Genomic DNA, 24,067 nt, shown 5'->3' with positions numbered 1-24,067 from the left:
ACACCACCATCTCGCCGGAGACGCCCGATCGGCTTTCCGGGGGCCTCGCCGGCTGTCGTTAAGCTGGGCCCATGGCCCCGCGAGACCACACGATCACCCTCATCGGCAAGCCCGGCTGTCATCTGTGCGACGACGCCAGGGCCGTCATCCGGCGGGTGGCCGGGGAGCTCGGCGTTCCCTGGGAGGAGCGTGACGTCAACGCCTCCGAGGCCGATCGCGAAGCCTACTGGGAAATGATCCCGGTGACCCTCATCGACGGCGTCCAGCACGACTTCTGGCGCGTCGACGAGACCCGGCTGCGCGCCGCGCTCACCGCCTGACCGGACTCACCGCCCCGGGCCCGCCACCGCTCAGACGTGGAAGGCCGTGGGCAGGGGCACCACCTTCGCGGCGCTGACGTTCAGCTCGATCACGTTGGCCGCGAGCACGTGGGCCACCCGTTCCCGGGCGAAGCGCTCCATGTGCGCCTGGCGCTGGTGCTCGGTGAAGGCCACCTCGTCCCGGTAGATCTCGTAGACGATGCGCTGGAGCGGCGCCGACTTGACCGAGTGACAGATGAAGATCAGTGTGTCCGGCTCGCTGCGGCGCACGGCCTCCACGGTCTCCTCGGCGAGCCGGTCGAACGCCTCGCCCGCGCCGTCCATCAGGGTGAACACGGTGAGCAGACCGTAGATGCTGGAGGAGGGCCGCACGCTCGGGGCGTGCGCCGCGGGCGCCGGCTCGGCGCGGCGGCCGAGGCCGCCCCCGGCGTCGGCGATGCCGAAGGATTCCCGCAGCTCGTTGCTGTTGAACAGCATGCCGGTGGCCGGCATCGCCTCCTGCGGCCCCGGCCCCCGGTGCGCGCCGTCCGGCCCGGCATGGGTGCCAGGGGCCTGCTCGAACGGACCCCGCCCGTACTGCCCGGCCGGGTCGGCCGGCGGGGCGCCGTAGGCGTGCTGGGCGGGAGCGTGCTGACCGTACGCGGGCGTCCCCTGCCCGGGAAGGCCCGCGACGGGGACGTCCTGCCCGAAGAACTCGCCGGTCATCGGACCACCGTAGCCACCGGGCGGCCCGGCGGGGCCGCCCATGCGGGCCGCGTGGTCCACCTCGCCGGGGTCGCCGGCGCGGTACTCGGCCACGAGGTCACCGAGGTTCGACCGGCGCGGCGGCGGGGGCAGAGCCGAGGTCGCCGTCGCGGCGGGCGCGGCGGGGAGCGGGCCGGAGTCGTAGGCGGCCTCCGGCGCCGGCTCGCGGTCGCGGCGGCGCGGGGAGGGGCGCTCCTCGTCCCAGTCGTCGTCGGGGCCGTCGCGCTCCTCGTCGTAAGGGGCCAGCGGGCGGGCCACGGCGTACCAGACGGCTCCGACCATCAGGATGGTCACCAGCGCGGCGAAGACGCCGGGGATCGCGAACCGCACGGCGCCGACCAGGGCCAGCCCGGTGGGGGCGAGCACCACGGCGGCGTGCATGTTGTCGGCGTCCACGTCGTCGCCGCTGCGCCACCGCAGCACGGCCACGATCAGGCAGCCGATCAGCATCAGGTAGACCAGGGCGTGGGCGGCGCTCAGCAGGGCGGTCGGGATGATCGTCCAGTGGGTGTCCCCGAGCGGCAGGGCCTTGGTGAACTTGTCGGGGTTGCTCACCGGGTCCAGGATCAGGATCACCACGGTGACCAGCGTGAACGCGATGCCGAACAACCAGGCGGCGAAGCGTGCGGGCGCCTTGCGCGCGAGCATCTGGATCACACCGACGGCCAGCCAGAACGGCGCCAGGAACGCACCGGTGATCTGGTAGACCCTGAAGGTCACCGATCCGAATCCCATCAGGTGCCCGATGGCGACGGCACCGAGGGCCAGGCACAGGGCCGCGGTGGTGGCGGTCCAGGCGATGAGCCAGCCGCTGCGCTCGTCTCTCAGGCGTCCGGCCAGGATGCCCGTGACGATGGCGGCGAAGATCGCACCGGCGAACGCGGTGACGGCTACGACGACTTCCATGATGGTGACAACTCTGCCGGACATTACCTCCAAACCGGTAGCCGACGCCCGAAGTGCTCCAACACTCCTGTTACGAGGGGTAGTTACAGGGGCAAAGTGGATTGTGTAATTTCACGATGATTTCTAGAGTGTTCGAGCACGCACGCGCCCTTCCCTTGCTCCCCAGGGATACCGGATGTCGAACTCTTGGTCGCTCGCCGGGCTTTCCCCTCCTGGATCGGCCGACACAGTGAACCTCACGCGCGCCGCCGCCGAGCAGCGCGAGCGTCCCTCCCCGGACATCGACGAACTGCGGAGGGTGGTTCTGCGTGCCAAGACCGGCGACGCGGACGCCTTCGCGGCGCTCTACGACCGGTACGTGGATCTCGTCTACCGCTACGTGTACTTCCGCGTCGGCTGCCACGCCCTCGCCGAGGACCTCACCAGCGAGACGTTCCTGCGGGCCCTGCGGCGCATCGCCGACTTCACCTGGCAGGGCAAGGACTTCGGCGCGTGGCTCGTGACCATCGCCAGGAACCTGGTCGCCGACCACTTCAAGTCCGGGCGCCACCGGATGGAGGTGTCCACCGCCGAGGTGCTGGACACCCCTCTGGACGGGCGGCACATCCCCGAGAACGCGGTGGTGGCCACCATGGTGAACGAGCGCATCCTGCGCGCCGTGCGCGACCTCAACCCCGAGCAGCAGGAGTGCGTGGTCCTGCGTTTCCTGCACGGGATGTCCCTCGCCGAGACGGCCCTGATCATGGGCAAGAAGAGCGGCGCGATCAAGGCCCTGCAGTTCCGCGCCGTCCGCGCGCTGGCCAGGGCTCTTCCGGACGATCTCAACTGAGCGGGACGACCCCCGCGCGGGGCTCACCTGCAGGCCGGGGCGGCCGTAACCTGATGGCTCCCCGCATCGTTGGGCAGATAGCACCTATGGATCATCGTAGTGGGCGCGGCAGGGAGTCTTCATGGGCAAGTGGGGGCCTACGCGGTGGCCGCTCAGGCGTTCGTCCGCCGTCGGCCGCGAGCCGTCCCATCCCGAGCTGACGGCCCGGCTCCGTGCCATAGGCACCGAACCCGCGCACGGCCCGCGGCCGGACTTCCGTGCCCGGCTGCGCGAGGAGCTCCTCGCCGCCCACGCGACCGCCGCCGAACCCGAGACCGCCCCCGACACCGGCCGGCGGCGCCGGCGCCTGGTGCCGCCGCGTCTGCGCTCCAGCGTCGTGGCCGTCGCCCTGACCGGGGTGCTGGTCGTCACCGGGCTGCAGACCTACGCCGCGGTGCCGGGCGACCCGTTCTACCCGATCAAGCGGGCCGCCGAGGCGACCATGCTCAGCATGACCACCGACGACGTCCAGCGCGCCGAGCGCGAGCTGACCGCCGCCCACTCGCGGGCCACCGAGGCCGCCGCCCTGCTCGGCTACCCCGGCTCCCGGCGCGAACGGCTCATCGGCCCCACCCTGGACGAGATGACCTCCACCACCAGGTCCGCCCTCACCGCGCTCGGCCACGTCAAGCGCGAGGGCAAGCACGCCCCGGCGATCAAGCGCTTCACCGAGGAGCAGCGCGACGTGGTGGAGCCGATGATCCCCCAACTCGGCGGCGACGACCGGATGAAGGCCAGCGCCTACCTCGACATGATCGACGATCTCGCGCCCTGACCTGCCGCCGCCTGCTGGAAGATCCCTCAAATCACTTGCGCGCCGCCCGCGCGCGCGGCAACCGTCACGCCACGCTAACGCCGCGTACACCGACTCCACCGTCTCCTCCCCGATAAGCTGAGGTGCTATGAGGCGGTTACTGCGACGGCGCACCGAGGCCGAGATAGCCGGAGAGGTGGCGGCGGCGGCCGCGGTCTCCGCGCCGCTCGCCGACCCCGACCCGACCGCGGCGGCCTTCTTCGACGTCGACAACACGATGATGCGCGGCGCCTCGATCTACCACTTCGCCCGCGGCCTCGCCTCACGGGGACTGTTCACCACCAAAGATCTCCTGCGCTTCGCGCTCGGCCAGGCGCTGTTCCGGGTCCGCGGCAACGAGAACCCCGAGCACATCGCCCGCGCCAAGGAGACCGCCCTGGCGTTCGTGGCCGGGCTCAAGGTCGACGACGTGGTGCGCCTCGGCGAAGAGATCTACGACGAGGTGATGGCCGACCGCATCTGGGCCGGCACCCGCGCCCTCGCCCAGAACCACCTGGACAACGGCCAGCGCGTCTGGCTGGTCACCGCCACCCCGGTCGAGCTCTCCCGGGTCATCGCCCAGCGTCTCGGCCTGACCGGCGCCCTCGGCACCGTCGCCGAGACCGAGAACGGCGTCTACACCGGCCGCCTGGTCGGCGACCTGCTGCACGGCCCGGCCAAGGCCGAGGCCGTCAAGGCATTGGCCCGCCGCGAGGGGCTCGACCTGACGCGCTGCACGGCCTACAGCGACTCGGTGAACGACCTGCCGCTGCTCGAGCTCGTCGGCCACCCGATCGCGGTCAACCCCGACGGCCTGCTGCTCGAGCACTCCCGCAAGCGCGCCTGGCCGATCAGGGACTTCCGTACGGGCCGCAAGGCCACCATGATCGGCCTGCCCATCGCCGCCGGCGCCGGAGCCCTGGCCGGCGGCGTCGCCGCCGCCATAGCGCTCAGAAAGCACTACCGCTCCGTCTGACCCACCTCACGCGGTAAGCAGCAACTCCACCTGGTCGTCCTCCGACAACCCCGCCGCGCAGAGCCGCTCTCGCAACTCGCGGTTCGCCCGCCAAACTTCGGCAGGGACTCCGGGAAGGTCATAGAGGTATTCGACGGTGACAGGCGTGTCCTCGGACACGCCCAAGACGAAGTGTTTGACCGCTTCGACGGCGGACCGCAGCTCTGCGAGGGTAGCGGCGGACACTCCAGAACGGATCGGAGCATTGACCGGACCCGCGTACCAGACGTCGGCGTCAAGGTCGAGAGCACGCTCACGGCTGACACGGAACGTCACCCGGCGGACGGTCAAGGTCACTGCAACCAGTCCTTCCCGAACACAGGCTCGAGGTCGGCCTGCAGGTCGTCCAGTGCACGAACGCTGATGCCCCTCACTGGGACACTCGCACGGGCCACGGCGACCCCGTGGTCGTCGTAATAGGCGATAGAGCGGCGACGTCTCGGCCCAATCGACTCGCAGCCCTCGCTCACGTGCCAGCTTGTAGATGCGGTCTCGAATGTCCCGGCAGGAGGTCAACACAGGGTAACCGTATGGCTACGCTAAAGCCCACGTACTGCGAATGTCAACGTTGCAGGCGGGATTCGGGGTCAGTGGGGGCCGAGGCCGTTGAGGAGGGTTTTCAGCACGAGGTCGGCGGCCTGCGGCGGCGCGAGGTCGGGGAAGTCGTGGGCGACGGTGTCGACCAGGTGGTCGAGCGTGGCGCGGGCCCAGGCGGGTGGCACGTCGGCGCGGAACAGTCCCTCGGCGGCGGCGCGCTCGACGAACCGGTCGAGGCGCGCGCTCTGCGTCTCCCGGCGGGCATTGGCGACCGGGTCGGCGCGCATCATGCGGCGCACGTCCACCGGCCACTGGCGGCTCACCGGGACGATGCCCTCCACGTAGCGGTGCAGCGCCACGGCCACCGGCGCCTCGACCAGCCGGGCCTCGTCCAGGACGCGCTCGGCGGAGTCGAGTTTCGCCTGGAAGACGGCCGCGAGCAGGGCTTCGCGACTGGGGAATCGCCGGTAGACGGTGCGGCGGTCCACTCCGGCCTCGGCGGCGATCGCCCCCATGCTGGTGGACGGGTCCGCGGCGAGCAGGCGGGCCCCCGTGCGCAGGACGGCGTCCAGGTTGCGTGCGGCATCAGCTCTCATGACGACACGACTGTACCCGGGTGTGACACATCCCATCCAAAGGGCATCGCGAATGCGGCACAAGGTCGAGCGACCGCCACACCACGGCACCGAACGCGGGTCCGGCCCGGCCGCGGAACGGCTAGAAGAACGGCGGGAAGGCGTGGCCCCGCTGCAGACGGAGCCGGTCGAGCCGCTGCTGGACCGTCTCGCGGATCTGATCGGTGAGGTTGAAGACCAGCATGGGGTCGTCGGCCTCCTCCGGGTCGTACTCGTCGGTGCGCACCGGCTCGCCGAACTCGATCAGCCACTTGGAGGGCAGCGGCACCAGGCCGAGTGGCCCGAGCCAGGGGAACAGCGGCGTGATCGGGAGGTACGGCAGGCCGAGCAGCCGGGCGAGGGAGCGGAGATCTCCGAGCTTGGGGTAGATCTCCTCGGCACCGACGATCGCGCACGGGATGATCGGCACCTGGGCGCGGATCGCCGAGGCGACGAAGCCGCCCCGCCCGAAGCGCTGCAGCCTGTAGCGCTCGGAGAACGGCTTGCCGACGCCCTTGAAGCCCTCAGGGAACACGCCGACCAGCTCGCCCTTGCGCATCAGGCGGTCGGCGTCCTCGGGGCAGGCCAGGGTGTGCCCGGACTTGCGGGACAGGTGGCCGAGCACGGGAAGCTGGTAGACGAGGTCGGCGCCCAGCAGGCGGAGCGGACGGTGCGCGGGGTGCTCGTCGTGCAGCGCGACCTGGAGCATGAGGGCGTCGACCGGCAGCGTGCCCGAGTGGTTGGCGACCACCAGGGCGCCCACCTCGGCCGGCACGTTGTCCAGCCCGCTGGTCTCCACCCGGAACCAGTGGCGGTAGAGCGGGCGGATCAGCTCAAGGAGCACCTTGTCGTTCAGCTCGGGGTCGAACCCGAACTCGTCGACCTCGTACTCGCCGGCGACCCGGCGGCGCAGGAAGTCCAGGAAGCCGGCCAGGCGGTCCTCGACGGAGCTCGCGTCGCTTTCGCCCGCGCGCCGCCGCGCGGCGGTGATGGGGATCACCTGGGCGTTCCCGGGCTCCTCGTCACGATGGTCATATGGCTTCTCGGTGTTCTTCACCGTCGCGCACCCCCACCAAGCACTGTCGACAACCAGTCGATCACAGTGAGTGGCATACCGGCAAACAAGCCACGCGAGTGGAGGAAATCATCGAAGGCCGATGCGGTGGAGAACTTGGGCCGCCAGTCGAGCTCGGCGGAGATCTTCCCTGCGTCGACGGCACGCCCGTAACTCATCAGCACGAGTTGCTCACGGGAGAAGTCGACGCTCCCGGTGCGGCGCGCGATGTCGCCGAGGAGGTGGAAGGCCGGAGCGGGCACCGGGACGGTGGGCCGGCCGCTTCTGCGCACGCACTGCGACAGGAGCATGACGCCCTCGCCCGTGACGTTGTAGGTGCCGGGGTGGTCCTCCACGGCCATGCGGCGCAGCACCTCCACCGCGTCGTCCTCGTGGACGAACTGCAGGCGGGGGTCGAAGCCGAACACGGTCGGCAGGACGGGCAGGGCGAAGTAGCGCGTCAGCGGGGAGTCCACGCCGGGCCCCATGAAGTTGGCGAACCGCAGTGTGGAGACCGATACGTCCGGACGCCGCCGGGCGAAGCCACGCACGAAGGACTCGACCTCGGTGGCGTCCTTGGCGTACCCGTGGTGCGGCACCTCGATCGGCTCGGCGTCCTCGGTGAACACCGCCGGGTCGTGTGGGGTCGAACCGTAGACGGCGGTCGTCGAGCGGATCACGACCCTGCGCACGGTCGCCGACCGCTGGCACGCCGCCAGCAACTGCATGGCGCCGATGACGTTGTGTTCCTTCATCGACGGCCGGCCCGCGCTCGCCGAGGGCGCGCTCACCAGGCTCATGTGAACGACGGTGTCGATGTCCGCGGCCGCGATGACGCGCGCGATGTCCGGGCTGCGCAGATCAACCCGGACGAACTCGGTGCGGCCCAGCGCGACGCCGCCGCCGCCCAGCGCGTTGGAGGACGGCGGCACGGTGTCCACTCCGATGACCCGGTCGATGGCCGGGTCCGACGAGAGGGCGCTCGCCACCCGGGCACCAATGTGCCGGGAGACTCCCGTGACCAGCACGGTGTGTGCCATCTGCGCCTCGCAGAATCGCTTTCTCGTGGTCCCGCTCAGCCCAGGACGCCCACCTTCGTGGGCGCTCGCGACGACGGTGACGCCGTCGCACCCGGCCGGCCGCTCTGCGTTGTCGGTCCGCGCTACTACTTCTTGTTACGCCGCTGGATGCGGGTCTTCTTGAGAAGCTTGCGGTGCTTCTTCTTCGCCATGCGCTTACGACGCTTCTTGATCACAGAGCCCACGGGACCCCCAGGTGAAGGTAGGTTGGTCAACATCAGTGCACGACACGACGCTTGCGCACCACCCGAAGACCTGGGAACACCGCCATCGCGGCACACCTCGGCCATCGAGCCCGCGCCTCGCCATGGCGCACACCGATCCAACAGCCTACCGGCGATTCGCGGTCGATCGCTCCCTGGGGGGAACCCGCGTGGCCGCCGAAGGACGCGACCGGCGACCGGTACGACACGGGCGGGCGGCCGGCCGCCCACCCCGCACCCCGGTCAGGTTCGCCTCGTCGCGAACCATGCGGCCATCATCAGCAGGTCATCGAACGACCAGTGATGTGATCACTGATCCATTCAACCCGCCTCGATGAACGCATCCCTCAGATAGTCGTGCACCGCCTGCTCAGGCACCCTGAAGGATCGCCCGACCCGGATGGCCGGCAACTCACCAGAGTGGACCAGCCGGTACACCGTCATCTTGGACACCCGCATGACGGTGGCGACCTCGGCCACCGTCAGGAACTTCACCTCGCTGAGAGGTCTTTCGCCTGCACCCATCGGACGCCTCTTCCGCACGTGTTTCCGGGTTATCCCCACTGGTGCCATTGCTCACGCACGTGTACTGCTGTCAGCGTAGAACGCGTCTCCGATCGCGCAAACCCCCTATTCCATCAGTGATCGGCTACCCCTGCCACCAGAACGGGCAAAGTCGCTGGCCAGCAGCCGGACCGAGCCCCGAACCCGCTTCCGTCACTCGGTCCAACCGTGTCCCATTAGAGTCGCCTGGGATCACAAAAAAGTTGGCAAACGGTCGATGTGTCCCCTCTAAGGTGCGCTCGCAACCGACATTAGGGACAGACCACAACCGATCGACCCGCCTCACAGGTCACTCTGGACCCGTGAGATGAGATAGGCGGTCAACGGTGCGTAGTGGCGCGGGAACACATTGTCGTCCAGCGGGACGGTCACCGCGATCTTCCCTTCGGCCTCGCCGACGAACAGGCCCGGGTCGTTGCTGTCGGCGAATCCGACGGTCTCCACGCCCGCCTCGCCGGCCGCCCCGGCGAAGCCGTGGTCGGCGACCACCAGATCGGGCGGCTCGGAGTCGAGCCGGGCGAGCATCCTCTGCATCGGAGCGGGGTCGTGGCTGTGCACCAGGGCGCCGCCGTCGGCGAGCACGCACACGTCGTCGAAGTACAGGATGCGGCGCTTGCGGCCCAGTCCGCCGCTGGAGATCATCGTGCCCTCGGCCGGGGTGAGCAGGGTCGCGCCGCACCGTGCGGCGAGGCGCGCCAGCGCCAGGTGGATGGTCATGATGCCGGTGGGGTGGCCGGTCGCGAACAGCAGGCGCGGGTTCGGCCGCTTGAGCGCCGCGGCGATGCGGGCGGCCATCGCGTCCAATGCGTCCACGGTCCGCTCGGGGTCGATGGTGTCCTGGCCCGCACGGTGCTCGGGGTCGTCCACGACCCCTGCCGACTTGGCCATGAGCGCCAGCACGTCGCGGTAGGTCCAGTCGTTGCGGAAGGTGAGCCCGAACATGTAGTAGGGGTCACCGAGGGCGAGTGAGCGATAGTGGTCGAGGTTGTTCTCCCGGGTGGTGGCGATGTTCCCGGCGATCCTGGTGTCCACCAGATGCCGTATCAGCTCGCTTCGCGGAAGCGGGCTCGCGGTCTCCATGATTCTCTCCGTGGGCGAGGTGGCAGGGCCGGCGTCCGCGGTGGGCACGCCGGCGGCTCCACCAGACAGGACCACGGCGCTGGATCACCCCGTGGAACGACGGATCACCGCGCGTGTCACCATGAACGCCTGATCGACAAGTCCCCCATAATGCTAACCAGTGGACAAATCATGAAATTCCAGGCCGGGCCGCGCGGCGCCGGGCGGCCACGGCCGGTGCCCAGGTCCACGACCTCCGGATGGGAGCACGCCCCGCCTTCCTGCCCGGCAGATCACCGCAGAGCCTCGGCAGGCCGGTCGCGTTTCCCGTCAACAGTGACGCACTCGGCGGCCTAATTCCAGGGCCCGCGAAATGTTGTGGCGGCCGGCCTCGCGCCGAACACCATTTCGGGGCCGCATTCCCCATTTCGCGCCGGTCATATGTACGGTCGCGGCGGCCGATCGAGGGGAAGCGGTGGCGTCAGGGCATCGGGTCGAGGCCGTGGTAGGGGAACACCGCTTTGCGGGTCGCCATGATCGCGCGGTCCACCGCGTCCGCCGGGTCGTACCCCTCGGAGAAGTCGCGGTAGTCCGCCCGGCGGCCGTCGGTCATGTGCAGCGGCGGCACCTCTCCCGTGCGCAGCGTGACGAGCTCGCGCCAGCTCTGCGGGGTGACCGTCCCCGGGTCGACCGGCTCACCGGCCACCTCGGCGAGCAGATGGCTCCAGGCGCGCGGCACCACCTGGACCAGTTCGTACCCGCCGCCGCCGGTCGCCACCCACCGGCCGCCCGCCGTCTCGTGGGCGAGCGCGTGCAGCGCCGCGTACGTCTGGCGCTGGCCGTCCAGGCTCAGCATGAGGTGGGCCAGCGGGTCGAGGGCGTGCGTGTCGCAGCCCTGCTGGCTGACCAGGACGTCCGGCTGGAACTCGCGCAACAGCGGCGGCACGACCGCGTGGAAGGCGCGCAGCCACCCGGCGTCGGCGCACCCGGCGGGCAGCGCGACGTTGACGGCCGTCCCGTCGGCCCCGGTCTCGCTGGGGAAGCCGGTGCCAGGGAACAGCGTGCGCGGGCTCTCGTGCAGGCTGATCGTGAGCACCCGGGGGTCGTCGAAGAAGATCGCCTGGACCCCATCGCCGTGGTGGACGTCCACATCGACGTACGCGACGCGGCGCGCGCCCTGCTCGAGCATCCAGGCGATGCCCGCGGCCGCGTCGTTGTAGACGCAGAAGCCGCTGGCCGAGCCGGGCATCGCGTGGTGCAGGCCGCCGGCGATGTTCACCGCGTGCTCGGCCTGCCCCGTCCAGACGGCGCGGGCGGCGGCGAGCGAGGCCCCGGCGATCAGCGCGGACGCCTCATGGACGCCCGCGAAGGCCGGGTTGTCCACGGTGCCGAGGCCATAGGACAGCTCGGGCCGGCCGGTGGCCGAGACGCGCTTGACCGCCTCGATGTAGTCGCGGCGGTGGACCAGGGCCAGCTCGTCGTCGGTGGCCGGCGAGCAGTCGACCGGCTCGACCTTCGCAAGGACGCCGAGGTCGCGGGCCAGCGCCATGGTCAGCTCGACCCGCACGGGCGCCATGGGGTGGCCGGGCCCGAAATCGTAGGAGGTCAGCCTCTCGTCCCAGATGACCCGCACGGACCGGCTCATGTCGCCACCAGCTCTCCGCCGCCCCACATGAGACGACCGTACCTCAACCGCAAGAACATCATTCGGCCCGCAGGGCGATGACCGGGTCGAGTCGCGCGGCCCGGCGGGCGGGCGCGACGCCGAAGAAGACCCCGACGCCCGCCGAGACCCCGAAGGCCAGGGCCACCGACCACCAGGTGATCGCGGCCGGCACCGGCGAGAGCGCCTGGATCAGCAGGGAGCCGCCCACGCCGAGCAGGATGCCGAGCACGCCGCCGATCGTGGTGAGCAGCACGGCCTCGATGAGGAACTGCCCGAGCACGTCGCGCTGCCGGGCGCCGAGCGCCTTGCGCAGCCCGATCTCGCGGGTGCGCTCGCGCACGCTGACCAGCATGATGTTGGAGACCCCGACGCCGCCCACCAGCAGCGAGATGCCCGCGATGGCGGCCAGCACGCCGGTGAGCATCCCGAGCACGCTGCCGATGGTGCCCAGCAACTGCGTCTGGGTCACGGCGCTGAACCGCTCCCCCGGGTAACGCGCCGCGAGCCCCTGGAGCACCCGCTGCCGCAGCGGCTCGATCTCGTCCGGCCCGGAGGCGCCGACGGCGATGCCGTTGATCCGCGGCAGGCCGATCAGGCGCTGGGCGGTCGTGACCGGGATGTGGACCTCCTGGTCGCGGGCCACGCCGAACGTCGCGCCCACCGGCGCGTACAGCCCGACGACGCGGAAGCGGACCCCGGAGACGGTGACCTGGCGGCCGATCGGGTCCACGTCCCCGAACAGCTTGTCGGCCACCTCCGAGCCGAGGACGGCGACCCGGCGCCGGGTGTCCACGTCGGTCTCGCCGAGGTAGCGACCGCGGCGCAGCGGCCGCTCGAAGATGTGCGGCATGTTCTCGTCGGTGCCGGTGACGGTGGCGAAGACCTCGGTGCGGCCGACCCGCACGGGCTCGCCGGAGTTGACCGCGACGGTCACCTTGCCCGGGTCGCCGACCACCCGCCGGACGTAGGCGACGTCCGCGAGGTCCAGGCGGCTCTGGGTGGGCGCCGCGCCCAGCCCGACCTGGCCGGGGACCACCAGGATGATGTTGCTGCCCAGCCCGGCGATCTCGCCCTCGATGGCCTCCTTGGCCCCGGTGCCGATGGCGACGAGGACCACCACGGCCGACACGCCGATGACGACGCCGAACATCGTGAGCGCGCTGCGCAGCCGGTTCGTCCGCAGCGCCTCCAGGGCCATCCGCAACGCTTCGGCGGTCCTCACGGCCCCTCCCGGCGGCCCGCCGCGGGGTCACCCTGCGCGGACACGCCTTGCGGGGAGCCGCCTACTCCGTCCCGTTCGTCCAGTTCGACCTGCCCGTCCCGGACGTGGATGCGGCGGCGCGCCAGGTCGGCGACCTCGCGCTCGTGGGTGACCAGCACCACCGCCACGCCGCGCGCCGCGTTCAGCTCGGTGAGGATGTCCATCACCTCCTGGCCGTTGCGCGAGTCGAGGTTGCCGGTCGGCTCGTCGGCGAGCACCACCTTGGGGTCGCCGACCAGCGCCCGCGCGATCGCCACCCGTTGCTGCTCGCCACCCGACATCTGGGACGGCCGGTGGTCCAGGCGGTGCGCGAGCCCCACGGCCTCGAGGGCGCGCCGGGCCCGCTCGCGGCGCTCGGACCGGCCCACCCCGCGGTACACCAGCGGCAGCGCGACGTTGTCCAGCGCCGAGGTGCGCCCGAGCAGGTGGAACGACTGGAACACGAAGCCGATCGCCTGGTTGCGCAGCTCGGCGAGCCCGGTGTCGTCCAGCGTGGCGACGTCGACGCCGTTCACCCGCAGAATGCCGGAGGTCGGACGGTCCAGGCAGCCGAGCAGGTGCATGAGAGTGGACTTGCCCGACCCGGACGGGCCGATGATCGCGACGAACTCGCCGTGGTCGATGCGCAGGTCCACCCCGCGCAGCGCGTCCACCGACACGCCCTCCAGCCGGTAGGAGCGGGCCAGGCCGACGGCTTCGAAGGCCGGGACGGGCCGCTCGTGCTCCGGGGCCGTCACGTGAGCCGCTGTCCCTGCCGCACGGCGTCGGCGCCCCGTACGACCACGCGCTCCCCCGGGGCGAGCCCGCGGGCCACCTCGACCAGGGCGTCGCCCTGGGCGCCCAGCTTCACCACTCTGCGTTCGGCCGTGCCGTCGCCGCGGACCACCCACACCACGGAGTCCTGGCCACTGGTCACCACGCTCGCGGCCGGCACCGCCACGGCGTCGGGGGACTCGCGCACGGTCAGCCGGACGACCGCGCTCATGCCGGGCTTCGGCCGCGGCGCCGCGCCGCCGTCGTCGTAGGCGCCGGCGCCGAGGACGAGCCGCACCGGGTAGCCGACCCCGCCGGTGGTGCCCTCCTTGGGGGTGACGCCGACCCCGGCCACCTTCGCCCGGTACGTGGCTCCCGCGACAGCGTCCAGCTCGGCCTCGGCCCGGACGCCGCGGGTGACGAGCAGCACGTCGGTCTCGTCCACATCGGCGGTGAGGGTCAGCTTGGACACGTCCGTCACGGTGACCACGGCGTCGCCGGCCCCGACCGGCACGCCGGTGGCGACCGCGCCGCCGGAGGAGCCGGAGGCGGCTCCACCGGGGCTCGCCCCTGCCGCCGCGGCGCCGGCCTGACCGGACAGGCCCGCGGGGAGCTGCCCGAGCAGCGAGCCGAGGTCGGGGCCGCCGCCCGCGGGACCGCCCAGCGTCACCACTCCGCCGAACGGCGCCTTGATCGTCAGTCCCTTGACCGTCGCGCCCGCGACCTTGGCCGCGGCCTTCGCCTGGCTCCTGGACGCGGCCTGCAGGGATGTCATGGACGTGGCGAGCCCGCCGATGCCCGCGCCGATCTGGCCACTGACCTGGGCGAGGATCTGGTTGACCGACCGGGTGAGGTTCCGGGTGATCTGCTCCAGCGCCGCCCGCTGGGCACGGTGCTGCGTCTGGGCGGCGTCCACAGCGGCGAGGAGCTGCGCGCGCACCCGCCGATCCTCGACCTTCCGGGCGGCGGCGCGGGCCCGGGCGAACCCGCGGGCGGCCTGGCGGTCGAGCGCGGGGGCGCCGGTGAGCCCGGCGAGCCGGATGGCGGGCGCGGAGGCGGCACCGCCCAGTCGCACGGGCCTTTTCGCCTGCCGCTCGGCGGCGCGGGCCTGCTTGAGCTGCTCCTGTGCCTGCGGCGAGCGGATCTTGGCGAGGATCTGCCCCTTCCTGACCGTGTCGCCGTCCTGTACGTACAGCTTGGCGACGGTGCCCGCCGCCGGGGAGCGCAGGACGGCCGTGGCGCGGGCGCTGACCGTGGCCGGCGCCTCGACGACCTCGCTGACCGGGGCACGCGTGACCTCGGCGATCTGCACCTTGGGCGTCTCGTCCTGGGAGCAGGCCGAGACGAGCAGGGTGAGTCCGATGAGAAGCGGGGGGATACCGCGACGAATCGTCACCCGGCCCATCGTAGGAGCGCGTTCCTCGCCCCCGCCTGGGCCCCCGCCATTGGCTCCGTGGCTCAGCCGGTGCCGGAGACCCGGCGCAGTCGGCGGATCGGCGGCGCCGACAGCAGCACGACGCATCCGGCCACGGCGATCAGCGTGGACGCCGCGAGCACCTCGCGGGCGCCCACCAGCGTGCTGACCGGCCCGCCGAGGGCCTGCCCGACCGGCAGGGCCATGACCGAGCCGGCCACCTCGTAGGCGTGGACGCGGTTCAGCACCCGCGGCGCCACCTGGGTCTGCACGCTGGACATCCACATGACTCCCCAGAAGGCCATGGCGACGCCGGCGAGCAGATGGCAGACGGCCATCGGCGGCAGCGGGAGCCCGAAGGCGACCGACATCGGGCGGAGCGCGTAGAGGAACATCGCCGTCGCGCCGGCCGCCAGCGGCCGCGGGGGTTTGAGCCGCATGGCGACGACCCCGCCGAGGATCGTTCCCGCGCCGTAGGCCGACATCACCAGGCCGTACCCGGTGGCTCCGTACGCGCCGGTGACCAGGGTCGCGCCGAGCGGCTCCACCGGGCCGAAGACGGCGATGCCCATGACGACCCAGACGAGGATCACCCCCCACATCCAGGCGCGGGCGCGGAACTCCCGCCAGCCCTCGGCGAGGTTGCCCCAGATCGAACCTTCGGGCACGGCGGCGGGGGCGGCGCGCAGCCGCAGCAGGGCCAGGCAGAGCGCGCTGACGCCATAGCCCGCGGCGTCGATCAGGAAGACCAGGCCGACGTCGGAGAACGCCACCAGCGTGCCGGCGACGGACGGGCCGACGAGGAACATGAACGACTCGGAGGTGCGCTGGGTGGCCACGGCCCGCTGCACGTCCCCGGCGATGCGCGGGATCAGGCTCGCCAGGCCGGGCTGGAACATGGCGGCGGCGGTGCCGTTGACGGCCGCGACGACCACGAGCTGCCACAGGGCGGGGGTGCCGGTGAGGAAGAGCAGGGCCGTGACCGTCTGGGTCACCAGGCGCACCAGGTCGGCGCCGACCATCATGCGGCGCGGGGTGAACCGGTCGGCGAACACCCCGCCGAACAGCACCAGGGAGGCCACCGGCACCGTTCCGGCCGCCAGCGTGAAACCGACGCCGCTCACCCCGTACCCGGCCTGCAGCACGCCGAGCGACAGCGCGACCGGCACCATGGCCGTGCCGAGCGTCGAGACCGAGCGGGCGGTGAAGAACAGCCGGAAGTCGCGCGTCCACACCGCCGGCTCGCCCGCCCGTTCGCGCGCACCCGCCTGCGCCGTCACCACGCCCCCTGCCGCTCGTCCATCCGGCCAGGAGGCACTTTAATAGAAAAGTTTCCTAACCATAAACCGTTATCGCGGCCGTACGACCCATGAGGACCAGGACGGGCGGACCGGCGAGACGGCCGGTGCGGGCCCGGACGAAGGGGACCGGACCGCCGGGACAGGACGCGACGGCCGCGGTAGGGACGGAGGGGTGGGCTGACGTAGGAGACGACCGGGGACGTGTGGCGGCACGGGGCTCTCGCGGCGCGTGGAGTCGTATTTCCGGAATGTCGGAACTATGGTGTTCGGCGTACCGAAGACTTCTCGCGCCGGAGGCAGAGCACGTGACGGCAACACCCGCTGATCCGCGTTGGGCACGGCTCAAGGAGCGGTTCGCGTCCATCGACGAGGACGGCGACGGCTTCATCACCGAGGCGGAGTACCTCCACCACTTCCCGGAGCTGCCCGCCGAGGCGATCGGCGCGCTGGAGGACCAGGCCGACGCCGACGGGGACGGCCGGATCTCCTTCGAGGAGTTCGTCCGCCTGGTCACCGAGAACGACTGAGATCAGCCGGCGGCGAGCCGGCGGCTGCGGTCGCGGGCGGCCTCGATGGCCGCGAGGAACGCGGCGCGGACGCTGTGGCGCTCCAGCTCGGCGATGGCGGCGATCGTCGTCCCGCCCGGCGAGGTGACCGCTTCGCGCAGGATGACCGGGTGCTCGCCCGAGTCGCGCAGCATGATCGCCGCGCCGACGATCGACTGGGTGACCATGTCCAGCGCCGCGGCCCGTGGCATGCCGAGCAGGATGCCGGCGTCCACCATGGCCTCGACCAGGTAGAAGAAGTAGGCCGGGCCGCTGCCGGACAGCGCGGTCGCGGCGTCCTGCTGGCTCTCGGGGATGCGCAGCACCTTGCCGACCGGCGCCAGCAGGTCCTCGGTCTGCTTGAGGTGCTCCTCGGAGGCGTGCGCCCCGGCGGAGATCACGCTCATGGCCTCGTCCACCAGGACCGGCGTGTTGGACATGACCCGCACGACCGGGACCTCCTCGCCGAGCCGGGACTCGACGAAGGACGTCGTGATGCCGGCCGCGACCGTCACCACGAGCTTGCCCTGCGGGACGTGCGGGGCGATCTCGGTGAGCAGGGCGCCCATGTCCTGCGGCTTGACGGCCAGGATCAGCGTCTCGGCGATCTTGGCGGCCTCGGCGTTGTCCATGACCCGCACTCCGTGGCGTTCGCGCAGCGCCCGGGCCCGATCTTCGCGGCGCGCGGTGGCCACGATCTCGTCCCGATCGACTCCGGCGCGCAGCAGCCCGGACAGCAGGGCCTCGCCCATCTTGCCGGTTCCGAGAATCGCGATCATCTCACCGCACCTCGTGAGCTCGTGTAGGAGTCGGGAACGCTCGAAGCCTACCGACTCTCCGCGACAGGCACTCCCCTCGCGGTGCGACCCGGATCCGCGCCCCTGCCCGAGGGCGCGGACCACCGGGCGAAGACCTCAGCGCCGTACCAGGGAGCGGGCCAGCAGGCCCAGGTTGGCCGGGCGGCCGGCGAGCTGCCGGGCGAGATGGGGGTACCAGTCGTCGCCGTAGGGCACGCGCACCCGCACGGGCACGCCGAGAGTCGCCAGCCTGGCCTGCTCGGCCGGCCGCACACCGTAGGACATCTGGTACTCCAGGGTGTCCGGCTCGCGCTCGTTCAGCACGGCCAGCGCCGAGGCCACCTCGATGAGCCTGCGGTCGTGGGTGGCGACGGTCAGATGGCCCTGGCCGGCCATGAGGATCTTGAGGCAGCGTACGAACGAGCGGTCGACCTCGGCGGGGGCCGTGTGGGTCACCGCGGCGGGCCCGCCCCCATGGCCCCGGCGCAGCCGTACGCGGCCGGAGGACAGCGAGCAGCTGTGCTCCTGGGCCCGGCACAGCGAGGAGGCGATGGCGACCCCGGTGCCGGGGTGCTCGCCGAGCAGGGCGGCGTGGACGCGCAGGGCGGCCTCGGCCGTCGTGCCGTGCTCCGCCTCGATCGTGACGGTGGCCCCGGCCTCCGCGGCCGCCTGGCAGACGCGGGCGGCGTTGCGGCGCGCGAGGTCGTCGTCCAGGGCGAGGCCGAGGACGGACAGCCGGAGCGACAGGTCGGCGCCCTTGGCGACGCCTCGGCGGGTGAGGCAGTCGAGCAGCAGGAGCCAGTCCTTCACCGCCCGCTCGGCCTGTCCCGCGTCGCGCGCCGGGGCGGCCAGATGGTCCAGGGTGAGGAGCAGGCCGTCGGCGGCGAGTCGCGCGGCCACCGCGGCGGCCTCGGCCGGGCCGTCGCCGGCGACGTACCGGCCGGTCAACCCCCTGATGACCCCGGCGTTCCTGACGACGCCTTCGAGGCGGTCACTGCTCGCGGCGGCCAGCAGAACCTGACGCAACACCATCGGCATCCTTCCCTGCACGACGACTGGAGCGGCTGGTGAGGAGAGAACCTCCCCAAGCCTACGGTGCTCCGAGCGTCGATCACGGGAGGCGGGCGCATGTTGCGGTTTGACAACCAAGTGACAACGCCGGTCGTTTTATGACCTTTTTATACGGATGATCTACCCGAAGGTGCCATAAGTCGGTTCTAACGGCAGAACCGCCGGCTCGAAGGGGTACATCTCTTGAAGAAGATCCTTGTAGCGCTGGCCACCGCCGGCCTGGGTCTGAGCGGAGCGCTGACCGCGTCCCCCGCGACGGCCGGTACCGGGAACAACCCACCCGGGCACACGCCGCCCGCGGCGCCGCAGTGGGCACAGTGCGAGGACCTGCCCGAGGGCATCGACTGCGCCTCGATCGCGGTGCCGCTGGACTACTCCCGCCCGCGGGGCAAGACCATCAAGATCGCGATCACCCGTAAGAAGGCGACCGACACGGCGCACTACCAGGGCGCGATCCTGTTCAACCCCGGTGGCCCCGGCGGCAGCGGCCGGGCGTACCCGGTCGTGATGCAGACCCGCCTCGGCGCCGCCCTGGCCGCGCAGTACGACCTGATCGGCTTCGACCCGCGCGGTGTGGGCGCCAGCGAGCCCGCGCTGAGCTGCGACCCGCACTTCTTCGACCCGGTGCGCCCGGACTACCTGCCGTCCACCTGGGCGGAGGAGGCGGCCTGGGTCAAGAAGATGCAGGGCTACTCCAAGGCGTGCGACACCGCTCACGGCGAGCTGCTGCGGCACATGACCACGGTGGACGCCGCCAAGGACATGGACGAGATCCGCAAGGCCCTCGGCCAGGCGCAGATCAGCTACGTCGGCTACTCCTACGGCACCTACCTGGGCGCCACCTACGCGACCCTGTTCCCGTCCAAGGTCCGCCGCCTGGTGCTGGACAGCATCGTCAACCCCGAGCGGGTCTGGTACGGCGCCAACCTCGACCAGAACCAGGCGTTCGAGGTGCGCGCCAAGGACTTCTTCGCCTGGATCGCCGCCTACGACGCGACCTACCACCTGGGCACCGACGGCGCCACCGTCGAGAAGGCCTACTACGCGGCGCGGGCCAAGCTGAAGGCCGCTCCCGCCGAGGGACGCGTCGGCCCGGACGAGCTGGACGACACCTTCCTGTCGGGCGGCTACCTCAAGAGCCGCTGGCCGCTCCTGGCCAACGCCCTGTCGAAGTACGCGGCGGGCGACAGCGCCCCGCTGGTGACCGCCTACGGCACCTACGGCGACAGCAGCGGCGACGACAACAGCTTCGCGGTCTACTCGGCCGTGGAGTGCAGCGACGCCCGCTGGCCGCGCGACTGGAACACCTGGCACCGTGACTGGTGGCAGTCCTACCGCACCGCCCCCTTCCTGACCTGGGGTAACGCCTGGTTCAACGCGCAGTGCCAGAGCTGGCCGGTGCGCGGCGGGCAGCCGGCCCCCATCAACGGCAAGGCCATCAAGAACGCCCTGTTCTTCCAGGACACCAAGGACGCCGCCACCCCGTACCAGGGCGGCGTCGTGATGCACAAGCTCTTCCCGTCCTCGCGCCTGGTGGTCATGGACGGCGGCGGCAACCACGGCCTCACCGGCCGCGGCAACGCCTGCGTCGACGACATCTGGAAGGCCTACCTCCTCGACGGCACGCTGCCGGCGAGCAAGCCCGGCCCGGACGTGCACTGCGCGCCGTTCCCCGACCCGGTCCCGCCGGCGGCGGCCCTGCGGACGACCGGCACCCCGGACGACGACTGGGTCCCCGGCGAGCACTGACCCGCCGGCTCCCCTTAGAGCCCCCCAACGAATGGGCCCCCGTCCTCCCAGGCCGGGGGCCCATTCGCGTCCCGCCGCCTTGTCGAGGCGACAGCACGCGCGTGTCCCGAACCATGGGGAGATCGAGTACGTCGAAGGGGTATGCGGACGATGACGACCACATTGGCGGCGGCTGGACTGTTCCTGGCGGCGGCGTGCGGCAGTACGCCGCCGCCCACGACGGGCGCGAGCGGGTCCCCCGACGACACCGCGACGGCGCCCGCGAACTCGGCACAGGTCACCACGCCCGCCGCGCCGGCGGCCGGGCGGCCCTCCCCCACGCGGCCCAAGGGCCCGACGGTGAACCCGCGCAAGGTCCGCTGGCAGAAGGTGCGCCCCTCGAAGGACGGACGCCGGCTCACCGTGATCTGGTGGTCGGGCGTGGAGCCCTGCTCGGTGCTCGACCGGGTCGGCGTGCGCGAGACGGCCAAGCGCGTGACGGTCACCCTGTACGAGGGTCAGGCACGCGGCGCCGAGGACGTGGCGTGCATCGAGATCGCGGTCCAGAAGTCCACGACCGTCAAACTGAACAAGCCCCTCGGCCACCGCAAAATCATCGACGGCGCCAAACCCTGACCACCCGCCGGGAACCTTTGTGCCCGCCTACATGTCCCGGGGAAGGGTCCCAAGAGCGGGATGACGAGCCGACCGCAAAGGGGACCGGGCGCCCTGGTTTGGATGGTCTGTCGTCAGGGCGTTCCGGCGGGTTCGAGAGTCAGCACCTTGCGGAACTCGGTGACGGACGGGCGGTCTTGCTGGTCTCTGGGGACGGCTCTGAGCACCATTCGGCCGGTCTCGACCACCATCCTGTCGTTGTGGACCTGAGGCAGAGCGTCGATCACCGAGGCCGCCGTTCGCATCCCCTGGTCGATGCCGCCGCCTGCCACCTCGCACAGGGCCTGGTGCAGGCGCACGTTCGCGACGATCTGGTAGTCCCTGGTGAAGTCCAGGATGCGCTGCCCGGCTCGCTCCGCCTTTCCCTCGTCGCCGGCGCCCGCGTAGATCAGGCTTTCGGCGAAGGGCAACTGCCCGCCGTTCCAGTAACCGGGCATGATGTCCGTCCCCCGTGGGTCGGCCGCCAGGAGGTCTCGGAACGTGTTCAGTGCCCGCAAGGCTTCGGCGTGCCTTCCCAGGTTGGTGAACGCCTTCGCCTGCGAGCAGATGACCAGTGCGAGGCCCAAAGATGGCCGCGTGCCCGCGATCTGCTGGGCGTTCTGAGTGAGCCGCAGCACGGTCGCGGGATCGCGCTGCCCGTATAGCCCGTGCCCGGCCTCGGTGGCCCGGACCCCGAGACGTAGTTCCAGGTCACCGGACTCATCGGCGGCCTGACGTGCGGTGCGCCACCAGCGGATCGCGGCATCGTGCTCGCCCAGGCGGGTCAGTGCATTGGCGTGGACGGACGCGAGCGCCGCCAGGACTCGTCGCAACTCGATCGAGTCGGCGGGCGTGGCGGTGTTCAGCTGCCGCGTCACGGCGTGCAGATCGATGAGCGAACCGGCGGCGACCTGGGCCGGAGAACGGGTACGCAGAGCGTGCAGGTGGTCGTCGCAGACCAGCGCCCATTCATCGATGCCGAGATTGGCGCGCCCGAGGGAGAGATCGAGCCGCTGGCGGAGAGGTTCACCCGAGAAGCCGATGGCGCCGAGGGTTCCGAGGCCGGCGAGGAGGTGGAGGGCGGCCCGGCGTTCCATATCGTCGTCTCCATTGCGATATGCGGGGTTTTCACAAGGTGTACCCGCGCGCAGACGCTCTGATTCGGCAGCCGCGTTGAAACGCATCAGCATGCCGTACAACGCGATCAGAATGCCGCCCGCGCCGTACGCCTCGTCCAGACGAGGAATCATGTCCGGCGGAGGCATCCGTTCCCCGCGCTCCCACTTCGCCAGATTCGAGAAGTCGATATAGAGATCGGATGCCGCGCGGCGGAGTGCGATCTTGTGTTCCCCCTCGCGACAGCGGCGCATCACCGCGCCGAACAGATGCCACGCGGACGCGTGCGGGTCGATCGGATCTGCCGTCATGGCACCCCTCGTGATCGTGGTCAGGTGTGGCCACGCCCGGACCACACCGTTGCCCTTCCACCACCTTTGATCACTGTCCATGATGGCACTACTACAGACCGTAGCGATCGAAAAAGGCGGGACCCGTAGGCGATTGCAGCGCCGTACGGGTCCCTGGAATCAGGAAGAGAGGTCCTGACCCGTGATGCAGCTTAAGCGCCTATGGCGTCTGTTCGGCGCCCGTACCGCCGAACGGACCGGTCGTCACAGCGCCGGGCAGCCCTATGTCGAGGTCGAGCGCGGCGAACCCGACCCAGGTGCCCGCGCCACCGCCGTACTGCTCGACCGGCTCGAACCGGCCTGGACGATCGTCTACGGGCCGTGGAGCCGCCGCTTCTACGCCATGCCCCTGTTCCCCACCCCGTCCCCTCTGACCGTGGACGCCCTCACCTCGCACGCACTTCTGGAACAGATGCGTGAGGCCGAGCGGGAAACGACATTCACGGGCTGGATGCGCGGCGTGGTCCCGTCCGCCGCCTGAACCGTCCCAGCCGCGTCCCTCGCGCTCCTTCGGCAGCCGCCCAGGTGGGCTGCCACCCAGCGCCACCCGGCCGGGGCCGCAGCAGCGGTATCGCCGCCCCTCGGCGTGGCGTGGCGTGCGCCATCACATCCCGCCTCCCCACACAAAGGACGATCGGACTTCATGAACACCCGCCCCCCCTGCCCTGCGAACGGAGACCGCCGCCTTCCCCGCCACGGAGGCATCCGTGGGCGAGGCGCGCCGCTGGCTGCGCAAGATCCTGGATGGGCATCCTCGTCGTGACGACGCGGTCTGGCTGCTGTCGGAGGCGGCCACGAACTCCGTGACGCACACTGATTCGACCGTGGTCGAGGTCACTGTGGCGATCACCGAGAACGACGACGTGCGGATCGAGGTCGCCGACGAGGGCGCGCAGACCACCCCCGGCATCCGGCCGCACCCCGACGGCGACCTCGCCGCCTCCGGCCGCGGAGTCCAGTTGATCCGCGCGCTGGCCTCCCAGTGGGGCTTCACCGAGGATCGTCCCCGCTGCGTCGTATGGTTCGTCCTCTCGCGACACGCCTTGGGCAAGACGCGCGAGAGCCACGGAGACGAATCCCGCGTCGATCAGTTCGCGTTGGCCCAGGGCGCCGAGAGTAGAGGCCGGCGTCTGGCACGCCACATGCAAGGGCGGGGCAGCGCCGAAGAGACCGAGGGCATGTCTACGGACGACCTGATGGAGTTGCTCCGTAGCGAATGACCGGCTCAGTCAAGGATCACTGGCCATGGGTACGGCCGGCCGACTTGGCGGAAAGGTCTTCGCCTCTGAGGCGGTACGTGTCCATGCGAGCCTTTTCTTCTCGGGCTTCGCGGTCGAGCAGGCGAAGGGCTCGACGGAGCACATCGGTGGCGGTCTCGCCTTCACGCCGGTGGGCGGCGATCATCCTTTTGTCGTCATCGCCGGCACGGGAGCCTCTCCTCATGTCCCTAGCGTGCACCGGATGCCGCACATCCTGGGCCGGAACCGGTGAGCGGGTGATGGCGTTGCCCAGGTGGGAGCCTTCTCTGCCCGGGAGGCCGTGTGCGGCGAGGAAGTCCAGGTTCCTGGGGGCTGGGTGCGCGGAATAGGTGGGGGGCGCGTAGGGTTGAGCCGTACAGACTCAACTCGCTTGACAGGACGCCGAGCGGGGCTAGC

At 71.2% G+C, this 24,067-nt stretch carries 26 protein-coding genes; 10 read left to right on the top strand and 16 right to left on the bottom strand.

What is annotated here, in order from left to right:
- Positions 1 to 71: 71 nt before the first annotated feature.
- Positions 72 to 320 carry a glutaredoxin family protein gene (locus IEY93_RS22915; RefSeq protein WP_189165167.1) on the top strand — a complete coding sequence of 83 codons (249 nt, stop codon included), beginning with the start codon at positions 72 to 74 and terminating at the stop codon, positions 318 to 320.
- Between the two features lie 30 nt (positions 321 to 350).
- On the opposite strand, the gene IEY93_RS22910 is transcribed toward IEY93_RS22915, so the two are convergent.
- The gene (locus IEY93_RS22910; RefSeq protein ID WP_189165166.1) at positions 351 to 1,970 is read right to left on the bottom strand and encodes an antibiotic biosynthesis monooxygenase; all 1,620 of its coding nucleotides are present in this window, start codon (positions 1,968 to 1,970) and stop codon (positions 351 to 353) included.
- Positions 1,971 to 2,199: 229 nt separating this feature from the next.
- On the opposite strand from IEY93_RS22910, the gene IEY93_RS22905 reads away from it, so the two are divergent.
- From IEY93_RS22905 to IEY93_RS22895, 3 genes are all read left to right on the top strand, one after another.
- Positions 2,200 to 2,799, top strand: coding sequence for a sigma-70 family RNA polymerase sigma factor (locus IEY93_RS22905; RefSeq protein WP_229691378.1), 600 nt, complete (start codon positions 2,200 to 2,202; stop codon positions 2,797 to 2,799).
- Positions 2,800 to 2,920: 121 nt separating this feature from the next.
- Positions 2,921 to 3,613, top strand: coding sequence for a DUF5667 domain-containing protein (locus IEY93_RS22900; RefSeq protein ID WP_189165164.1), 693 nt, complete (start codon positions 2,921 to 2,923; stop codon positions 3,611 to 3,613).
- 127 nt (positions 3,614 to 3,740) lie between these two features.
- The gene (locus IEY93_RS22895; RefSeq protein ID WP_189165163.1) at positions 3,741 to 4,607 is read left to right on the top strand and encodes an HAD family hydrolase; all 867 of its coding nucleotides are present in this window, start codon (positions 3,741 to 3,743) and stop codon (positions 4,605 to 4,607) included.
- Between the two features lie 6 nt (positions 4,608 to 4,613).
- On the opposite strand, the gene IEY93_RS22890 is transcribed toward IEY93_RS22895, so the two are convergent.
- The 12 genes from IEY93_RS22890 to IEY93_RS22835 form a co-directional block, all read right to left on the bottom strand.
- The gene (locus IEY93_RS22890; RefSeq protein WP_189165162.1) at positions 4,614 to 4,943 is read right to left on the bottom strand and encodes a hypothetical protein; all 330 of its coding nucleotides are present in this window, start codon (positions 4,941 to 4,943) and stop codon (positions 4,614 to 4,616) included.
- Positions 4,944 to 5,233: 290 nt separating this feature from the next.
- Positions 5,234 to 5,779 carry a TetR/AcrR family transcriptional regulator gene (locus tag IEY93_RS22885; protein WP_189165161.1) on the bottom strand — a complete coding sequence of 182 codons (546 nt, stop codon included), beginning with the start codon at positions 5,777 to 5,779 and terminating at the stop codon, positions 5,234 to 5,236.
- Between the two features lie 121 nt (positions 5,780 to 5,900).
- On the bottom strand, positions 5,901 to 6,797 hold the full coding sequence (locus tag IEY93_RS22880; RefSeq protein ID WP_189165213.1) for a lysophospholipid acyltransferase family protein: 897 nt from the start codon (positions 6,795 to 6,797) through the stop codon (positions 5,901 to 5,903).
- 53 nt (positions 6,798 to 6,850) lie between these two features.
- The gene (locus IEY93_RS22875; protein WP_189165160.1) at positions 6,851 to 7,891 is read right to left on the bottom strand and encodes an NAD-dependent epimerase/dehydratase family protein; all 1,041 of its coding nucleotides are present in this window, start codon (positions 7,889 to 7,891) and stop codon (positions 6,851 to 6,853) included.
- A 125-nt stretch (positions 7,892 to 8,016) separates the two neighbouring features.
- Positions 8,017 to 8,115 (bottom strand): 30S ribosomal protein bS22, encoded by a 99-nt coding sequence (locus tag IEY93_RS22870; protein WP_018654693.1) that lies wholly within the window; start codon positions 8,113 to 8,115, stop codon positions 8,017 to 8,019.
- A 339-nt stretch (positions 8,116 to 8,454) separates the two neighbouring features.
- Positions 8,455 to 8,658, bottom strand: coding sequence for a helix-turn-helix domain-containing protein (locus IEY93_RS22865; protein WP_030456159.1), 204 nt, complete (start codon positions 8,656 to 8,658; stop codon positions 8,455 to 8,457).
- A 321-nt stretch (positions 8,659 to 8,979) separates the two neighbouring features.
- On the bottom strand, positions 8,980 to 9,777 hold the full coding sequence (locus tag IEY93_RS22860) for a phosphatase (protein WP_189165159.1): 798 nt from the start codon (positions 9,775 to 9,777) through the stop codon (positions 8,980 to 8,982).
- Positions 9,778 to 10,237: 460 nt separating this feature from the next.
- Positions 10,238 to 11,401, bottom strand: coding sequence for an acetoin utilization protein AcuC (locus tag IEY93_RS22855; protein WP_189165158.1), 1,164 nt, complete (start codon positions 11,399 to 11,401; stop codon positions 10,238 to 10,240).
- 58 nt (positions 11,402 to 11,459) lie between these two features.
- Entirely contained in the window at positions 11,460 to 12,644 is a 1,185-nt protein-coding gene (locus tag IEY93_RS22850) for an ABC transporter permease (RefSeq protein WP_189165157.1), read from the bottom strand.
- On the bottom strand, positions 12,641 to 13,420 hold the full coding sequence (locus IEY93_RS22845; protein WP_189165156.1) for an ABC transporter ATP-binding protein: 780 nt from the start codon (positions 13,418 to 13,420) through the stop codon (positions 12,641 to 12,643). Before IEY93_RS22845 ends, IEY93_RS22850 begins: the two co-directional genes overlap by 4 nt.
- Positions 13,417 to 14,832 (bottom strand): efflux RND transporter periplasmic adaptor subunit, encoded by a 1,416-nt coding sequence (locus IEY93_RS22840; RefSeq protein ID WP_189165155.1) that lies wholly within the window; start codon positions 14,830 to 14,832, stop codon positions 13,417 to 13,419. The genes IEY93_RS22845 and IEY93_RS22840 overlap by 4 nt, the downstream gene beginning before the upstream one ends.
- Before the next feature lie 62 nt (positions 14,833 to 14,894).
- Positions 14,895 to 16,133 carry an MFS transporter gene (locus IEY93_RS22835; protein ID WP_203968767.1) on the bottom strand — a complete coding sequence of 413 codons (1,239 nt, stop codon included), beginning with the start codon at positions 16,131 to 16,133 and terminating at the stop codon, positions 14,895 to 14,897.
- A 323-nt stretch (positions 16,134 to 16,456) separates the two neighbouring features.
- Here IEY93_RS22835 and IEY93_RS22830 point away from each other — a divergent pair, with 323 nt between their 5' ends.
- On the top strand, positions 16,457 to 16,678 hold the full coding sequence (locus IEY93_RS22830; protein WP_229691377.1) for an EF-hand domain-containing protein: 222 nt from the start codon (positions 16,457 to 16,459) through the stop codon (positions 16,676 to 16,678).
- 2 nt (positions 16,679 to 16,680) lie between these two features.
- Here IEY93_RS22830 and proC read toward each other — a convergent pair whose 3' ends face one another.
- Positions 16,681 to 17,475 (bottom strand): pyrroline-5-carboxylate reductase, encoded by a 795-nt coding sequence (gene proC, locus IEY93_RS22825; RefSeq protein ID WP_189165153.1) that lies wholly within the window; start codon positions 17,473 to 17,475, stop codon positions 16,681 to 16,683.
- Positions 17,476 to 17,610: 135 nt separating this feature from the next.
- On the bottom strand, positions 17,611 to 18,525 hold the full coding sequence (locus IEY93_RS22820) for a proline dehydrogenase family protein (protein WP_229691376.1): 915 nt from the start codon (positions 18,523 to 18,525) through the stop codon (positions 17,611 to 17,613).
- Positions 18,526 to 18,747: 222 nt separating this feature from the next.
- On the opposite strand from IEY93_RS22820, the gene IEY93_RS22815 reads away from it, so the two are divergent.
- Both IEY93_RS22815 and IEY93_RS22810 read left to right on the top strand, forming a co-directional pair.
- Positions 18,748 to 20,313, top strand: a complete 1,566-nt coding sequence (locus tag IEY93_RS22815; protein WP_189165151.1) for an alpha/beta hydrolase — start codon at positions 18,748 to 18,750, stop codon at positions 20,311 to 20,313.
- 150 nt (positions 20,314 to 20,463) lie between these two features.
- Entirely contained in the window at positions 20,464 to 20,928 is a 465-nt protein-coding gene (locus tag IEY93_RS22810; protein ID WP_189165150.1) for a hypothetical protein, read from the top strand.
- Positions 20,929 to 21,041: 113 nt separating this feature from the next.
- Here IEY93_RS22810 and IEY93_RS22805 read toward each other — a convergent pair whose 3' ends face one another.
- A complete protein-coding gene (locus IEY93_RS22805; protein WP_189165149.1) occupies positions 21,042 to 22,373 on the bottom strand; it encodes a helix-turn-helix domain-containing protein in 1,332 nt (443 codons plus the stop codon).
- A 181-nt stretch (positions 22,374 to 22,554) separates the two neighbouring features.
- Between IEY93_RS22805 and IEY93_RS22800 the strand changes: the two genes are divergently transcribed.
- From IEY93_RS22800 to IEY93_RS22790, 3 genes are all read left to right on the top strand, one after another.
- Positions 22,555 to 22,893: a hypothetical protein gene (locus IEY93_RS22800; RefSeq protein ID WP_189165148.1), complete on the top strand. Its 339-nt coding sequence runs from the start codon at positions 22,555 to 22,557 to the stop codon at positions 22,891 to 22,893.
- A gap of 184 nt (positions 22,894 to 23,077) precedes the next feature.
- Positions 23,078 to 23,632, top strand: coding sequence for an ATP-binding protein (locus IEY93_RS22795; RefSeq protein ID WP_268241579.1), 555 nt, complete (start codon positions 23,078 to 23,080; stop codon positions 23,630 to 23,632).
- A 25-nt stretch (positions 23,633 to 23,657) separates the two neighbouring features.
- Positions 23,658 to 23,903, top strand: a complete 246-nt coding sequence (locus IEY93_RS22790) for a hypothetical protein (RefSeq protein ID WP_189165146.1) — start codon at positions 23,658 to 23,660, stop codon at positions 23,901 to 23,903.
- Positions 23,904 to 24,067: the final 164 nt, after the last annotated feature.

The organism is Sphaerisporangium melleum, from assembly GCF_014646695.1.
Classification (GTDB): Bacteria; Actinomycetota; Actinomycetes; order Streptosporangiales; family Streptosporangiaceae; genus Sphaerisporangium; species Sphaerisporangium melleum.
The sequence above is the reverse complement of the archived record's forward strand: the minus strand, read 5'-3'. Positions and strand labels throughout refer to the sequence as shown.

What these genes read in the sequence shown, in the direction of transcription:
- IEY93_RS22915 (WP_189165167.1), top strand. Translation starts at nt 72, where the DNA reads ATGGCCCCGCGAGACCACACGATCACCCTCATCGGCAAGCCCGGCTGT.
- IEY93_RS22910 (WP_189165166.1), bottom strand. Translation starts at nt 1,970, where the DNA reads ATGGAAGTCGTCGTAGCCGTCACCGCGTTCGCCGGTGCGATCTTCGCC.
- IEY93_RS22900 (WP_189165164.1), top strand. Translation starts at nt 2,921, where the DNA reads ATGGGCAAGTGGGGGCCTACGCGGTGGCCGCTCAGGCGTTCGTCCGCC.
- IEY93_RS22895 (WP_189165163.1), top strand. Translation starts at nt 3,741, where the DNA reads ATGAGGCGGTTACTGCGACGGCGCACCGAGGCCGAGATAGCCGGAGAG.
- IEY93_RS22885 (WP_189165161.1), bottom strand. Translation starts at nt 5,779, where the DNA reads ATGAGAGCTGATGCCGCACGCAACCTGGACGCCGTCCTGCGCACGGGG.
- IEY93_RS22875 (WP_189165160.1), bottom strand. Translation starts at nt 7,891, where the DNA reads ATGGCACACACCGTGCTGGTCACGGGAGTCTCCCGGCACATTGGTGCC.
- IEY93_RS22865 (WP_030456159.1), bottom strand. Translation starts at nt 8,658, where the DNA reads ATGGGTGCAGGCGAAAGACCTCTCAGCGAGGTGAAGTTCCTGACGGTG.
- IEY93_RS22860 (WP_189165159.1), bottom strand. Translation starts at nt 9,777, where the DNA reads ATGGAGACCGCGAGCCCGCTTCCGCGAAGCGAGCTGATACGGCATCTG.
- IEY93_RS22855 (WP_189165158.1), bottom strand. Translation starts at nt 11,401, where the DNA reads ATGAGCCGGTCCGTGCGGGTCATCTGGGACGAGAGGCTGACCTCCTAC.
- proC (WP_189165153.1), bottom strand. Translation starts at nt 17,475, where the DNA reads ATGATCGCGATTCTCGGAACCGGCAAGATGGGCGAGGCCCTGCTGTCC.
- IEY93_RS22820 (WP_229691376.1), bottom strand. Translation starts at nt 18,525, where the DNA reads ATGGTGTTGCGTCAGGTTCTGCTGGCCGCCGCGAGCAGTGACCGCCTC.
- IEY93_RS22810 (WP_189165150.1), top strand. Translation starts at nt 20,464, where the DNA reads ATGACGACCACATTGGCGGCGGCTGGACTGTTCCTGGCGGCGGCGTGC.
- IEY93_RS22805 (WP_189165149.1), bottom strand. Translation starts at nt 22,373, where the DNA reads ATGACGGCAGATCCGATCGACCCGCACGCGTCCGCGTGGCATCTGTTC.
- IEY93_RS22790 (WP_189165146.1), top strand. Translation starts at nt 23,658, where the DNA reads ATGGGTACGGCCGGCCGACTTGGCGGAAAGGTCTTCGCCTCTGAGGCG.